Origin of the sequence: Gemmobacter nanjingensis (assembly GCF_014652195.1) — a bacterium.
GTDB lineage: Bacteria > Pseudomonadota > Alphaproteobacteria > Rhodobacterales > Rhodobacteraceae > Gemmobacter > Gemmobacter caeni.
The window spans coordinates 1-13291 of the sequence record NZ_BMYI01000016.1; the positions used below are offsets into that span (position 1 = coordinate 1).

General features: G+C 61.8%; 11 protein-coding genes and 1 pseudogene. 7 read left to right on the plus strand and 5 right to left on the minus strand.

Going from position 1 to position 13291, the window contains the following annotated elements:
* The 6 genes from IE126_RS26030 to phbB form a co-directional block, all read left to right on the plus strand.
* Nucleotides 1–250 (plus strand): hypothetical protein (locus IE126_RS26030; RefSeq protein ID WP_229825695.1); only part of this gene is annotated, 250 nt, incomplete at its 5' end.
* A gap of 430 nt (nucleotides 251–680) precedes the next feature.
* A complete protein-coding gene (locus IE126_RS19695) occupies nucleotides 681–2447 on the plus strand; it encodes a PHA/PHB synthase family protein (RefSeq protein WP_189381945.1) in 1767 nt (588 codons plus the stop codon).
* 4 nt (nucleotides 2448–2451) lie between these two features.
* A complete protein-coding gene (locus tag IE126_RS19700; RefSeq protein WP_189381946.1) occupies nucleotides 2452–3855 on the plus strand; it encodes a bifunctional enoyl-CoA hydratase/phosphate acetyltransferase in 1404 nt (467 codons plus the stop codon).
* Entirely contained in the window at nucleotides 3852–5021 is a 1170-nt protein-coding gene (locus IE126_RS19705) for an acetate/propionate family kinase (RefSeq protein ID WP_189381947.1), read from the plus strand. Before IE126_RS19700 ends, IE126_RS19705 begins: the two co-directional genes overlap by 4 nt.
* Complete coding sequence (gene fabI / locus IE126_RS19710) at nucleotides 5018–5782, plus strand: enoyl-ACP reductase FabI (protein ID WP_036700972.1); 765 nt, start codon at nucleotides 5018–5020, stop codon at nucleotides 5780–5782. Before IE126_RS19705 ends, fabI begins: the two co-directional genes overlap by 4 nt.
* A 23-nt stretch (nucleotides 5783–5805) precedes the next feature.
* The gene (gene phbB, locus IE126_RS19715; RefSeq protein ID WP_036700970.1) at nucleotides 5806–6531 is read left to right on the plus strand and encodes an acetoacetyl-CoA reductase; all 726 of its coding nucleotides are present in this window, start codon (nucleotides 5806–5808) and stop codon (nucleotides 6529–6531) included.
* Between the two features lie 255 nt (nucleotides 6532–6786).
* Here the strand turns inward: phbB and IE126_RS19720 are convergent.
* Nucleotides 6787–7044 (minus strand): annotated as a pseudogene (locus IE126_RS19720) (hypothetical protein); the annotation flags it as partial.
* A gap of 116 nt (nucleotides 7045–7160) precedes the next feature.
* Between IE126_RS19720 and IE126_RS19725 the strand changes: the two are divergent.
* The gene (locus tag IE126_RS19725; RefSeq protein WP_036700986.1) at nucleotides 7161–7721 is read left to right on the plus strand and encodes a DUF3489 domain-containing protein; all 561 of its coding nucleotides are present in this window, start codon (nucleotides 7161–7163) and stop codon (nucleotides 7719–7721) included.
* A gap of 13 nt (nucleotides 7722–7734) precedes the next feature.
* On the opposite strand, the gene IE126_RS19730 is transcribed toward IE126_RS19725, so the two are convergent.
* From IE126_RS19730 to IE126_RS19750, 4 genes are all read right to left on the minus strand, one after another.
* Nucleotides 7735–8817: an HNH endonuclease signature motif containing protein gene (locus tag IE126_RS19730; RefSeq protein WP_081972910.1), complete on the minus strand. Its 1083-nt coding sequence runs from the start codon at nucleotides 8815–8817 to the stop codon at nucleotides 7735–7737.
* A gap of 219 nt (nucleotides 8818–9036) precedes the next feature.
* Nucleotides 9037–10299, minus strand: a complete 1263-nt coding sequence (locus tag IE126_RS19740) for a site-specific DNA-methyltransferase (RefSeq protein WP_036700968.1) — start codon at nucleotides 10297–10299, stop codon at nucleotides 9037–9039.
* A 410-nt stretch (nucleotides 10300–10709) separates the two neighbouring features.
* Nucleotides 10710–12581 carry a 3'-5' exonuclease gene (locus IE126_RS19745; protein WP_229825697.1) on the minus strand — a complete coding sequence of 624 codons (1872 nt, stop codon included), beginning with the start codon at nucleotides 12579–12581 and terminating at the stop codon, nucleotides 10710–10712.
* A gap of 215 nt (nucleotides 12582–12796) precedes the next feature.
* Nucleotides 12797–13288, minus strand: coding sequence for a GIY-YIG nuclease family protein (locus IE126_RS19750; protein ID WP_143710478.1), 492 nt, complete (start codon nucleotides 13286–13288; stop codon nucleotides 12797–12799).
* Nucleotides 13289–13291: the final 3 nt, after the last annotated feature.

The window sequence follows — 13291 nt, forward strand, 5'->3', positions numbered from 1 at the left end:
GAGATCAGCATGTCCCCACCCCCTCCCGAACCTCGCGCAGGATCGATCTTGCCATGAACAGGGCAGAACGGCGAGGGTCTATGTGATCATCCGGGATGGAACACATAGCCGCTATGTCGGCCTTCTCTCCGGTGAGGCCGGGGCGATGGACAACAATACCCTATTCGGCGGGATGCGTCAGGCAGGGGCCTTCGTTTTCAACCAGGTTGGCGGTGTATTTACTGGGATTGGCGGTGCATTGACGGAATGACATGTCAGACAGACTTGAGCATCAGAAGTCAGGCCATGGCCACATAGCCTCACTCCGTGCTGTTTCGCAAGTAATCGTTCATAATGGCCGACGCCGCGAGCCGGGAATTGGCGATGGCGAGAAAGTGAAAAAAGCCTTGTCTGTTCATCGACGGTCTCGGGGAAGAGGCTAAAACTCTCCTATCATATCCGGGGGGGTGAGGTGCGCGTTTTTTCTCACAGCGTCAGGCATCTGCCGGAGCAGGTTCAGCGGATCCCTTGTCGGACCTGCGGCGGTTATTTCAGTGGCTTGACAGCTCATTTTTCTTTGCCTCCTGGATAAGGACTTGCACACAATGAACGCGCGAAAAACAAACCTCACATTTATTGATCTCGATCAACGCACGTTGATCATCATGTGTTAGCCTCACACAACAAAGTGGAGACGCGGCATGGCACTTCCGCCGAAATCAGACCTACCGGGTGCTTCCCCGGCCCAGGCCGGTGAAAACCTTGGGATTGAGGCCTTTCACGCGGTTGATCGCATCCGCGAGGCGCTTTCAGCCCAACTGAGCGGCGGCATCTCGCCGGGCTCGTTGATGCTGGCCTGGTCGGACTGGATCTTTCATCTGGCCCAGGCACCTGGCAAACGGATGGAACTCGGCGTCAAGGCGGGGCGCAAATGGCAGCGTCTGTTGGCGCATCTCATGTCTTCCGCGATGGACCCAGAGGCCGTCCCGGTCATCACGCCTTTGCCCGGGGACCGCCGTTTCGCAGATGAAGCCTGGGCAAAACCGCCATTCAGCTGGATGTCGCAGGCATTTCTGCTGCAACAGCAATGGCTGCATAACGTCACCCATGAGGTACCCGGCGTCACGAAACACCACGAGGATGTGGTGTCCTTTGCCGCGAAGCAGATGCTCGACGTGTTTTCCCCCTCGAACAACCCATTCACCAATCCCGAAGTATTGGCACGGACCTGGTCCACGGGCGGCATGAACCTGGTGAAGGGCTGGCAGAACTGGCTGCAGGACGCGACCCGCCAGATCAGTCAGGAACCGCCCGAAGGGGTCGAAGCTTTTACGCCGGGCCGCGATGTGGCGGTGACGCCGGGCAAGGTGATCTTCCGCAATCATCTGATCGAGCTGATCCAATACGCGCCCGTGACCGAAACCGTGCATCCTGAGCCGGTACTGATCATCCCGGCCTGGATCATGAAATATTACATCCTCGACCTGAGCCCCGAGAATTCCCTGATCCGCTGGCTGGTGGCCCAGGGCCATACGGTTTTTGCGATCTCTTGGCGCAATCCCGGCGCGGAAGACCGTGATCTGACGTTGGAAGATTACCGGCTACAAGGGACGATGGCAGCGCTGGATGAAATCAGCCGCCTGGTGCCCGACCAGAAGATCCATGCCACCGGCTACTGCCTGGGCGGCACGCTCTTGTCGATTGCGGCAGCCGCGATGGCCGGCGAGGGCGATGACCGCCTCGCCTCGCTGACGCTGCTCGCCGCTCAGGTGGATTTCACCGAGCCTGGGGAACTTGCGCTGTTCATCGATCCGAGCCAGCTACATTTCCTTGAAAGCATGATGTGGAACCGGGGTTATCTTTCCGCCGATCAGATGGCCGGGGCGTTTCAACTGTTGCGGTCGAATGACCTCATCTGGTCGCGGATGGTGCATGATTACCTGATGGGCGAGCGGACGGCGATGAATGATCTCATGGCCTGGAACGCCGACAGCACCCGCATGCCTTACCGCATGCATGCCGAGTATCTGCGTAAGCTTTATCTCGAGAACGAGCTTTCCTCAGGCCGTTTCGCTGCGGGGGGCAAGACGGTGCTGCTGCAGAATATCCGCGTACCGGCTTTTGCGGTCGGAACCGAACGCGATCACGTCGCACCGTGGAAATCGGTCTATAAGATCCACCAGTTTACTGATTGCGATGTGACCTTCGCGCTGACATCGGGCGGACATAATGCCGGCATCGTCTCGCCACCCGGCCATCCGCGCCGCCGTTACCGGCTGGCCACCCGAACCCATGGGGATGCACTTTTGCCGCCGGAAACCTGGGCTGACGCCAACTCCACAACGGAGGGCTCCTGGTGGACACCGTGGCAGGCCTGGCTGGCCGTGCATTCCTCTGCACCCGCCGCGCCGCCCGCCATGGGAAAGGCGCTGGAAGATGCACCCGGCACTTACGTCTTTCAAAGGTGATATGATGAACGCCCCTGCCCAGAGCCTCACCAACCACCTGTTTCATCAGATGAAAATCGGCGACCACGCCAGTCTCAGCCGTCATGTCGGCCCCGAGGATATCGAGCTGTTCGCCGCCGTTTCCGGCGATGCGAACCCAGCCCATCTGGATGCCAACTTCGCCGCGCATGGGCCTTTTGGCCATGTGGTGATCCATGGCATGTGGACAGCGGCACTGATCTCGGCGGTGCTGGGCACCCGCCTGCCCGGGCCGGGAACTATCTATCTAGACCAGCAGGTTCGCTTTCAAAAGCCGGTCTCTCCCGGCGACACCGTGACTGCCGAGGTTGAAGTGATCGAGTTGATCGAAGGCAAGAACCGTGTCCGCCTTGCGACCACCGCCCGCAATCAACTGGGCGAGGTGGTGCTTTCGGGCGAGGCGCTGGTGCTGGCACCGCTTGAGCAACTGACCTGGGTACCAGGAAACCTCCCCGAGGCGGTGATCTTGCCGAAAGGGCGCTGGCAGGGCTTTGTCGAAGAGGCCCGCGCGCTGCCGCCGGTCAGGGCGGCGGTGGTGCATCCCTGTTCGAAATCCGCGATCCTGGGGGCGGTTGAGGTCCGCGACGAGGGTTTGCTTGATCCGATCCTGATTGGCCCCGCCGCAAAGATCCGTGCAGCGGCGGCCGAGGCCGGAGTCTCGCTCGATGGCTTCCAGATCGAGGAGACCGAACACAGCCATGCGGCGGCGGCGCGGGCGGTGGAACTCGCGGCCTGCGGTGAGGTTCAGGTGCTGGTGAAAGGCAGCCTGCATTCGGATGAGCTCCTGGCAGCGGTGGTATCGAAAACCGGGGGTTTACGCACCGGGCGCCGCATCAGCCATGTCTATGCGATGGATGTGCCCGCCTATGGCAAGCCGGTGATCGTGACCGATGCCGCGATCAACATCGCGCCGACCCTGGAGCACAAGCGCGACATCTGCCAGAATGCGGTCGATCTGATGCGGCTACTCGGGCGCAAGCAGCCGAAGGTCGCGGTGCTGGCGGCGGTCGAGACGGTGAACCCGATGATGCCCGCAACGCTGGATGCCGCCGCGCTGACGGTGATGGCGGCGCGTGGCCAGATCACCGGCGCACTGGTCGATGGGCCGATGGCCTTTGACAATGCGATCAGCCCCGAGGCGGCAGCGACCAAGGGCATCATCTCGCAAGTGGCGGGAGAGGCCGATATCCTGCTGGTGCCGGATCTTGAGGCCGGGAATATGCTCGCCAAGCAGCTGATCTATTTCGCAGGTGCCACGGCGGCGGGACTGGTGCTGGGCGCGCGGGTGCCGATCGTGCTGACCAGTCGCGCCGATCCCTTGTCGGCCCGCATCGCCTCGGCCGCGCTGGCAAAGCTGGTTGCGATCCGCAAGGCGGAGGTGAAGGCGTGACGCGCGATCTGATCCTGACCTTCAATGCCGGCTCTTCGACCATCAAGCTCGGCTTTTATGCACTGGAGATTGCCGGGCCCCGCCCGCTTGCCTCGGGCGTGATCGACTTCCGTGATGAGCCTTTTGCGATCCGCCTGAAACGGGAGGATGAGGCCCTGTCTGGCACGATCACCGCTGATCCCGGCGATCTGACGGCGGTTCTGAACCAGGCTTTTGCCTGGCTGGCCGGGCAGTTTGATCTGTCGCGACTCGCGGTGATCGGCCACCGCGTGGTGCATGGCGGCGATGTATTCACAGGCCCGGCGCGGATCACCGATCAGGTGATTGCGCAGATCGACACTCTGGCGCGGCTCGCGCCACTGCATCAACCGCAAAGCCTTGCGCTGATCCGGGCAATGCGGGCGCTCTACCCGGACGTGCCGCAGACCGCCTCTTTCGACACCGCATTTCATGCGAGCAACCCGCCCCTGATGCGCCGTTTTGCTATCCCGCGCGCACTTTATGATCAGGGGATCAAGCGCTACGGTTTTCACGGGCTGTCCTACCGCTACATCGCCGGTCAACTGGGCGATCTGGTCCCCGATGCAAAGGTGGTCGCAGCGCATTTGGGCAGCGGCGCGAGCCTCTGCGCCATTCATGGCGGCATCAGTATCGACAGCTCAATGGGGTTTTCAACGCTGGATGGCATCCCTATGGCGACGCGGTCCGGTGCGCTGGATCCGGGCGTGATCCTGCACCTGATGGGCGAAATGGGCCAAAGCCTGAAACAGGTCGAGACCATGCTCTACCGTGAAAGCGGCCTTCTCGGCGTGTCGGGGTTCGAGGCTGACAGCCGCGAGCTGATGGCCAGCTCGCGCCCGGAGGCGGCGGAGGCGATCGACCTCTTTTGCCTGCGTATCGCGGGCGAGGTCGCACGGCTGGCGACCAGCATGGGCGGGATCGACGCGCTGATCTTCACCGCAGGGATCGGCGAGCACCAGCACGGCATCCGCGCCCGTGTCGCCGCGCGGCTGGCCTGGCTTGGGACAGAGCTTGACCCGAAGGCCAATGAAGCGGGGCGGCGCTGCATAAGCACCGCCAGCAGCCGGGTGAAACTCCTCATCATTCCGACCGATGAGGAAATCATCATCGCACGCGAGGCCATCAGCGAAGGAACGGCGATATGATTGATCTGAACGGCAAACGCGGTCTCGTAGTCGGTGTGGCGAATGAGGCCAGCATCGCCGCCGGTTGCGCCAGAGCCTTTCGTGCTGCAGGGGCGGAGCTGGCGCTGACCTGTCTCAATGAAAAGGCCCGGCCCTGGGTCGCGCCCGTGGCGCAGGAGGTGGGTGCGCCGCTGCTGCTTTCCTGTGATGTGCGCGAACCGGGTCAGCTGGAAGCCGTGTTTGACCGCATCACCACTGAATGGGGGCGGCTTGATTTCCTGCTTCATGCCATCGCCTTTGCCCCACGTGAAGATCTGCATACCAGCGTTGTCAACGCCTCGGCCGAAGGTTTCGCGACCGCAATGGATGTCTCCTGCCATTCCTTCCTGCGTATGGCGCGGCTGGCACGGCCTTTGATGCAGGCGGGTGGTTCGTTGATCACCGTCAGCTTTTACGGCGCAGATCGGGTGGTGGAGAATTACAACCTCATGGGTCCGGTGAAGGCCGCACTGGAGGCTTCGGTCCGCTATGCAGCGGCCGATCTCGCGGGCGAAGGGATCCGGGCCTTTTCGCTGTCGACCGGTCCGGTCAAGACCCGCGCCGCCTCGGGGATCGAGCGGTTCGATGTGCTGATGGATGAGGTTCGCGCACGCACGCCTTCCGGCAAACTGGTGAGTATCGAAGAGATCGGCGCGCTGGCGGCGTTTCTGGCCACCGAGGCCGCGAGTCCGATGAGCGGATCGGTGATCTATGCCGATAACGGATTTCACACCACGGCCTGAGGGTCGCAGACAGGATGAAGAAGATGAGCAGAGTTGCATTGGTCACGGGTGGAACGCGCGGTATTGGAGCCGCGATCTCGATTGCGCTGAAAGCGGCTGGCTACAGGGTCATTGCCAATTACGCTGGAAACGACGCGGCAGCCGAGGCCTTTACCATCGCGAGTGGCATCCCCGCAGTCAAATGGTCGGTGGCAGACTACAACGCCTGCGCCGAAGGCGTAAAACGTGTGGAAGCCCAATATGGCCCAGTTGAGATATTGGTGAATAACGCAGGCATCACCCGTGACGCTATGTTCCATAAGATGACGCCCGAACAGTGGCGCGAGGTGATCGACACCAATCTTTCGGGCGTATTCAACATGACCCATCCGCTCTGGCCGGGTATGCGAGAACGCAAATTCGGCCGTATCATCACCATTTCCTCCATCAATGGTCAAAAAGGTCAGGCCGGCCAGGTCAACTATTCCGCAGCCAAGGCCGGTGATCTGGGCTTGACCAAAGCTCTCGCGCAGGAAGGCGCTCGGGCGGGCATTACGGTCAATGCGATCTGCCCCGGCTATATTGGCACCGAGATGGTCCGCGCCATGGACGAAAAGGTGCTGACAGACCGCATTCTGCCGCAAATCCCGGTGGGTCGTCTTGGGGAGCCTGAAGAGATTGCCCGCTGTGTCACTTTCCTTGCCTCGGATGAGGCGGGCTTCATCACTGGCTCGACCATCACTGCCAATGGTGGCCAGTTTTTTGTTTGAGTGACCCTGCCACAACCTTTTCAGGCTATGTGATTGCCGGACGGCCTTGACCCACGGAAAGATACGAGCCAAAGCGTAATCAACTTGTGTTGATTACGCTTTGGCTGCTGGATTTCGTGGAAACCTTCTCAATACACCCTTTCCTTTCGTTCAATCTCGCGGCTGTCTTGCTGATCGCGGGCAAGATCCTCACGCTGAATCTTGCTGACCTGCCTCGGGATTTTTCCTCCATCTGCGATTAGAGTCCGGCCCATGCGCCGCATAGACCGTCAGCGCGGTGCGCGCCTTGATATAGGACGTGGTCTCGCCCGGACCGCTGGCGAGGGTGTCACCGCCAAGAGACCGGCGCTGCTGGTCCGGGTCGGTCATCTCCGCCCGTCGCAGATCCGAGGCCGAGGCATTGATCGAACCGTCGTCGTAAACGACCAGCCGGCCGTTCTTGCGCGCCTTCTGCACCCCGCCGCGGGAGAGGCCGGAATGGGCCGCGTACTCGCGTTCGCTCATGCCCTTCATGGCGCGGATGTTCCGATCAAGGCGATGATATCGCTTGGTATTGAGTTGATTGGAGGGCGCGACAGAGCGAGTCTGATCGCAAGGAAACGATGCAACTCGGCCCCGGAGGGACCCCCATGATCACCCCGTCTGACACCCAATCCCTGATCCTTTCCCGCGCCGCCACGCGGCCAGGTAACCTCGCCGTGCCGTTGCCCGAGGGGCTGGCCGGCGCCGCCGCGAAGATGGTCGTCAGAAAGATGATCGTCCGTGGTTGGCTCGAGGAAGTGGAAGCAAATCTGACTCGCCGTGAACCTCTGTGGCGCGAGACTGGGGATGGTCACGGCACGACGCTGATTGCCACCGAGGCAGGGCTGGACGCCATCGGCATCGAGCCGCTGGTGGCCAGCGCCGTCGCTAGCGCGCGGAAGGCGAAGCCGAGTCCGCAGGCGGAGCGGACGCCCGACGGCACCGCCACCCTGAAACCCGTCGCCATCCGCGCGGGCACCAAGCAGGCGCGGATCATCGCGATGCTGCAGCGTCCCGAGGGGGCGACGGTGGCTGAGATGGTCGAGGCCACTTCGTGGCAGGCTCATACTGTCCGGGGCTCGATCTCTGGCGCTTTGAAGAAGAAGTTGGGCCTGCCCGTCGCTGCCGAGAAGGTCGAGGGCAGGGGGACGGTTTACCGGCTCCCCTGAAGTAGCAGGTCGTTCAGCAGTAGTCGTCCATGCAGTCGTCGTAACTCTCACCCGTCAGTTCACAGAAGGCTTTGAGGGCCCCCTGAAGTGTAAAATACTGGTGCTCGCTGCGGTGGTAGAAGAATTCGCCGCGGACACCGACATGCGCGACCGCCCAGTCCTTGATCGCATTGTCGCTTGGATCGTGTGTAATGACCACGAGACTGTCCTCGGTCATGCCATGTTGGACGACCAAGCTCTGGTAGAGATGGTTTCGCGCGAAAACACGACCGAACTTCAGGTTTTCCGCGTAGCGTTGGAGCGCGTCTTCGGTCACAGCTTCCGGGCAGAGCGGGAACTCCGTCGGCACCTTCCATTTGACCTGCACGACGGACGGCGTCAGTGATTCATATTCCGCCGGTGGCGGTTCATAGCTCGCCCGATCTCTTGTCCCATACAGCCACTCGCCCAGCGCGCCGCCGCTTGGGACAGCGCCACTCTTCGCCCATTCCTGCAAATGTGCTTTTGCGGCTGCTGCCTCGTCCTTCGACAAGGTGCGCATCCAGGATATGTCGGGAAACGCCTTGTCGGTCTGAACCTGGCTTGGGTCGGCGAAGAAGGCTTCAATCGAGCCGTAGACCAGTTCAATGCGCCGTGCCGAGATTTCGTTGAGTAGAACGTTCTCCAGGCGGGTGACCCACCGCAGGTTTTCCGGTCGGTTGTTCGCCCTGTTTGTGTCGATGTGATCAACGACATGTCGATCAGTGGGTGGCTCGCCGTGAAATGCCACGCAGACAATCCGATGGACGGGCACGCCACTCAGATACATGTAGCCGGTCGACAACCCCTGCCGCCCAAACGTCCATTGGTCATCAAGTGGTCTGGTCTTCTGCCGTTTCTGGGGCAGGCGATGCGCGGAACCATTGTCACGGACACGATAACGCTCGCCCCGGTATTCGACCTCCATCTCGCGCTCAAAGATGTCGATAAGCTGGTCAGCCTTACCGTTGCGGGACGAAGAAGGTGAAGGGCTACGCATCAACTGCTCCGGGGAAATTCGACCATTCAAGTACCGAAGGCGGTAGGCCGAGTTCCCATTCTCCTTCTCGGCAAACATTCGCAAGTTCGAGCCAACTGGTCAATCGCGGCTGGCAGTCCGCCCCGTCGCCATCTCCCACCGCCGCACCGCAACATCGCAATAGGCCGGGTCCAGTTCCACCGCGCAGCAGCGCCGCCCGGTGCGTTCCGCGGCGATCATGGGTCTTTGCATTGCGGGCGTAGGGGCGCGGTCGCGCCAGCGGCCAATGTTCGATCCGGCCGGGCAGGAGGGGCGCGTTCATGCCGCGTGCCGCTTGGCCCTGATGGAGGCGAAGGTCTCACCGGTTTCCGCCAGCAGCGCCTCCTGGCCGGTGAAGGACTGCCAGCGCTCAACGGCCACATCGACATAGGCCGGGTTCAACTCGACGCCGAAGCAGACCCGGCCGGTGGTCTCGGCCGCGATCAGCGTGGTGCCCGATCCCATGAAGGGCTCGTAGACCGCCTGTCCGGGACTGGAATTGTTCAGGATCGGGCGGCGCATGCATTCGACCGGCTTTTGGGTGCCGTGGACCGTGTCGGCATCCTGATCCCGGTTGGCGATCTGCCACAGCGTGGTCTGCTTGCGGTCCCCAGCCCAGTGGCCCTTGCCCTTGGCGCGCACCGCATACCAGCAGGGTTCATGCTGCCAGTGGTAATCGCCGCGGCTCAGCACCAGCCGGTCCTTGGCCCAGATGATCTGCGACCGGATAGCGAAACCCGCAGCCACCAGGCTCTCGGCCACGGTCGAGGCATGCAGCGCGCCATGCCAGACATAGGCGACGTCGCCGGGGAACAGCGCCCATGCCTCGCGCCAGTCGGCCCGGTCATCGTTCAGCACCTTGCCAGTGCGCTTTGTCCTGGCCGCGCCCGCCTGGTTGCGCCAGGACGGATCGTATTGCACTCCATAGGGCGGGTCGGTCACCATCAGGAGCGGGCGGATATCGCCCAGCAGCTGCCCGACAACATCGGCCGCGGTGCTGTCGCCGCAGATCAGCCGATGCGCACCCAGCTGCCACAGATCGCCCGGAACCGACACCGGCGCGACCGGCAGGTCCGGAACATCGTCCTCGCCCTCGACAGGGCCCTCGACGCCCAGCGCCTCGGGATCTCGCAGCAGCGCGTCGAGATCATCGTCGCTGAAGCCAAGCAGCGTCGCGTCGAAATCATCTGCCAGAAGCACCGCGATCTCGTCGCGCAGTATGGCCTCGTTCCACTCGCCCAGTTCCGTCAGCTTGTTGTCGGCGATCCGGTATGCCCGGCGTTCGGCCTCGTCGAGATGGCTGAGCCGGATCACCGGCACCTCGGTCAGCCCCAGCATGGTGGCTGCCAGCACCCGGCCATGGCCCGCGATCAGTTCGCCGTCGTCGGCGACCATGCAGGGCATGGTCCACCCGAACCTGGCCATGCTGGCGGCGATCTTCGCCACCTGGTCCTGCCCGTGCATCTTGGCATTGCGGGCATAGGGGCGCAGCCGGGCAATCGGCCAAGTTTCGATCTGGCTCGGCGCGAAGACGAGGTCCATGGGGCGGGGCTCGGGATGTGGGGGCTGAAAACGAAAGCGCCCGCGAGGGGGTTCCTCCGGGCGCTATTCTTCGATGATCAAGGGGTAGGTCAACGGGGGCAGGTCTGTCAATCGGAAAAATGACGCGGATTCAACAGCGTCCCCGCAGGTGGCTTCCGGTGGAGGCTTCCGGCCACCTGGCTTCCCCGAAGTGGATTCCCTGGATTCCGCAAAAGAATCCAGCACGTCCAGATCGTGATTCCGCAAGCCTTTGATAATGAGTCGGTTTTCCGAAGATCGCCCGGCGGGTGGCTTCCAAGTGGATTCCCCGGTGAAAATGCCTCACGCTAGCGAACCGCCGCGCTGCGCCCCCCCGCATACGTTGAGGGCGGGGGAGGAACCAAAGGAGGGGGGCGGTCCGACCTCGTCGGTCAGTTGCCCTTGAGGAAGTCGTCGACGAACTCCGACACGGGAGTTACGCCGGTCACCAGCAGGTGATCCCTCGCCCTTGTGCAGGCAACATAGAGCAGGTGCCGTTCCGTGTTGTAGACTTCCTCGAGGTCCGCGTCGTCAGCCACTGACTCGATCCGCTCTGATTGCGGGATCACTTCGTCGTCGCAGGCCATGACCACCACCGACCGGAACTCCAGCCCCTTCGCGAAGTGCATTGTACTGATGGCGACTGCCCCGTCCTCCACTTCGACCTTTTCACTCAATTCGACCGCGCGAACGCCCGCAGCTTTCGCGGCAGCACGCGCACGTTTCAGTTCCGCGTCAGACCTGACGAAAATACCAACCTCGCGCGGTGCGCAGCCCTCCTTCAGTCGATCCGTGATCCATCCTGCAACCGCGCGGCATTCGTGACCCTCATCGTTGCAGGCCAAGACCATCGGCGGAGGTCCGTCGAACATCGACACAGTGCCGCGCCGCCCTTCCGTGTTGCCATCCACATCCGAAACGGTTGACGGCAGGAGTCGATCGGCATGTGTGCGGATCTGATGTGACGTGCGGTAATTGATGCGCAGGGTGAAAGAGCGGCCGCGGACATCAAGGCCAAGCGCCTTCCAGGAAAAGGGCTGTTGAAAGATGCGCTGGCCAAGATCTCCGGCGAAGAAGAGACCGTCGCTTCGCCCTGCTGCCATGGCGGCGAAGAACCGCGCCTCCGTCACACCCAGGTCCTGCGCCTCGTCGATCACGGCGAAGTCGTAAGGGCGTGCGCTGCCTTGGCCGAAACTGTCTGCCAGACGGCCGAAAACGTCCGACCATGTTACAACGCCGCGTTCCCTTAGCCCAGCACGGACGCGTTCAAAGATGGTCCAAAGGGCTTCGCGCTGTTTGCCGCCGATCCGAGTCTTCCTACCGAGCCGCGAGACGTCACGGTAATCTTCCCACGACCGAAGCTGCCAGGCGTCCACGACGTCGTTCCACTCTCCGATCAGGAACTGGGTCGAGAACCTGTGTCCTTCGACTTCAGCCGCTGCTTTCGCGATCAGCGACTTGACCAATGCAGCAGGTGCGATCTGCGGCTGCCCAAACCGCTCGGAATAAAGGTCATACCCAACTGCCGAGACCGCCTTCACGACAATCCGCGCCGAAACCAAGGGCTCATTGCCCACGAGGCTGGCCAACTTGCTGCGCAGGGCATTCGCCAGCGGCTTGGAGAACGTCGTCAGCAAGACCTTGGCAGAAGGATTGGCGCGGGCAAGATGGACCGCACGATGCAGCGCCACGATGGTTTTTCCTGTCCCGGCCGAACCCGAAACTCGGGTCGGACCGGAGAAGGATCGCTCGACAAGGTCAGCCTGGGCCGGATGCAGAAAGACCGCCCACTTGTCCCACGGATAGTCGAGCGCCTGCTTCAGTTCTTCTGCGTTGGCCAGAACGCGGAAGCGGCGCTGGGCGTCCGGGTGAGCAAAGGGATCGGCTTCGACCGGAGCAGGTTCGGGCGGTTGCGGTTTCTCGCCCACAGCCAGTTTCAGCAGAGCTTCCTGTGCCTCTTGGGGCAAGTGCTCGATGATGTCGAACAGCGTGTCCTCGGTGGCCGCCCGGACGTCATTCACCCATTCCTCGGGCACGCCAAAGGCCATCAGTTCGAACTTGCGCAGATTGTCGAACAGTCGGGCTGCGGGCGTGGTGGCAAGCGCGGGTGTCGCGGCCACCTCCTTGGCCTTGAAGATTTCCACCTCTTCGACCCGCTCGCGCACCTCGACCAACTGCATGGCGCCCGTCGTCGGGTGGCGCTCGATCTTCCGCCGTTCAGCCCATTTGTAGGCGTCGTCGTGGTGATCGACATAGACCAGCAAGATGCTGGCGGGGGTGCGATGTACGATGATTCGGATGTCAGCATTCACCCGCACCGACCAGAAGTTCGAGTCCTTGGCGCGGTCCAGCTTGTGAAAGGACAGGCCCGGTGCCGAAGGGTTGATCTGAAGATCAAAGGCAGTCGTCTTAACAGCTTTCTGCTCTTGAGCAGTCAAGCGGCCAAGGCTGTCTGTGAAGGTGTCGGCTATCCGGAAATTCATTGGTCCTCGTCGTCAATGCCGTCGTCGTCATCGTCGACAAACTGAATATATCTTTCGACCTCTTCCCCAAATCGGCCTCGCTGAAGATTGAGAGGGGGTTCAGCCGATGCAATAAGAATTGCCTCTATATGGTTGAGGATCTCGTTGATGGCTGGCGGCCTAACCGCAGCATTAAGGTCGAGTTGACCGCCAGCAACAGGAGAAGTGCCGAACCATGAAAATCGGCTCCATCTCTGTGCAAGGTGATCGAATCTATGATTTCTTAGCCTCACCAAGAGCCTTTGGTTGCCTGCTCCTGTTTGGCCTATGTAGACGATCTTGAAGTTGTCGTCATAGAGGACGTAAATGCCTCGCTGCTGCCGAAAATCAACAGCAGCAGCGCCCCTTCGGCCAGTCCAGCCCAAAAGTTGTCCGCCATTACCACGGCCACGACCGCCCCAGTCGACGTCGTCTCGGACCCAAAAGAGACCGTAGTTCCTGATCAGCATTCC

Bases quoted from the DNA above. Each gene is read 5' to 3' on its own strand.
- phbB (WP_036700970.1), top strand. From the start codon at position 5,806: ATGAGCAGAGTTGCATTGGTCACGGGTGGAACGCGCGGTATTGGAGCC.
- IE126_RS19695 (WP_189381945.1), top strand. From the start codon at position 681: ATGGCACTTCCGCCGAAATCAGACCTACCGGGTGCTTCCCCGGCCCAG.
- fabI (WP_036700972.1), top strand. From the start codon at position 5,018: ATGATTGATCTGAACGGCAAACGCGGTCTCGTAGTCGGTGTGGCGAAT.
- IE126_RS19700 (WP_189381946.1), top strand. From the start codon at position 2,452: ATGAACGCCCCTGCCCAGAGCCTCACCAACCACCTGTTTCATCAGATG.
- IE126_RS19725 (WP_036700986.1), top strand. From the start codon at position 7,161: ATGATCACCCCGTCTGACACCCAATCCCTGATCCTTTCCCGCGCCGCC.
- IE126_RS19740 (WP_036700968.1), bottom strand. From the start codon at position 10,299: ATGGACCTCGTCTTCGCGCCGAGCCAGATCGAAACTTGGCCGATTGCC.
- IE126_RS19750 (WP_143710478.1), bottom strand. From the start codon at position 13,288: ATGCTGATCAGGAACTACGGTCTCTTTTGGGTCCGAGACGACGTCGAC.
- IE126_RS19730 (WP_081972910.1), bottom strand. From the start codon at position 8,817: ATGTTTGCCGAGAAGGAGAATGGGAACTCGGCCTACCGCCTTCGGTAC.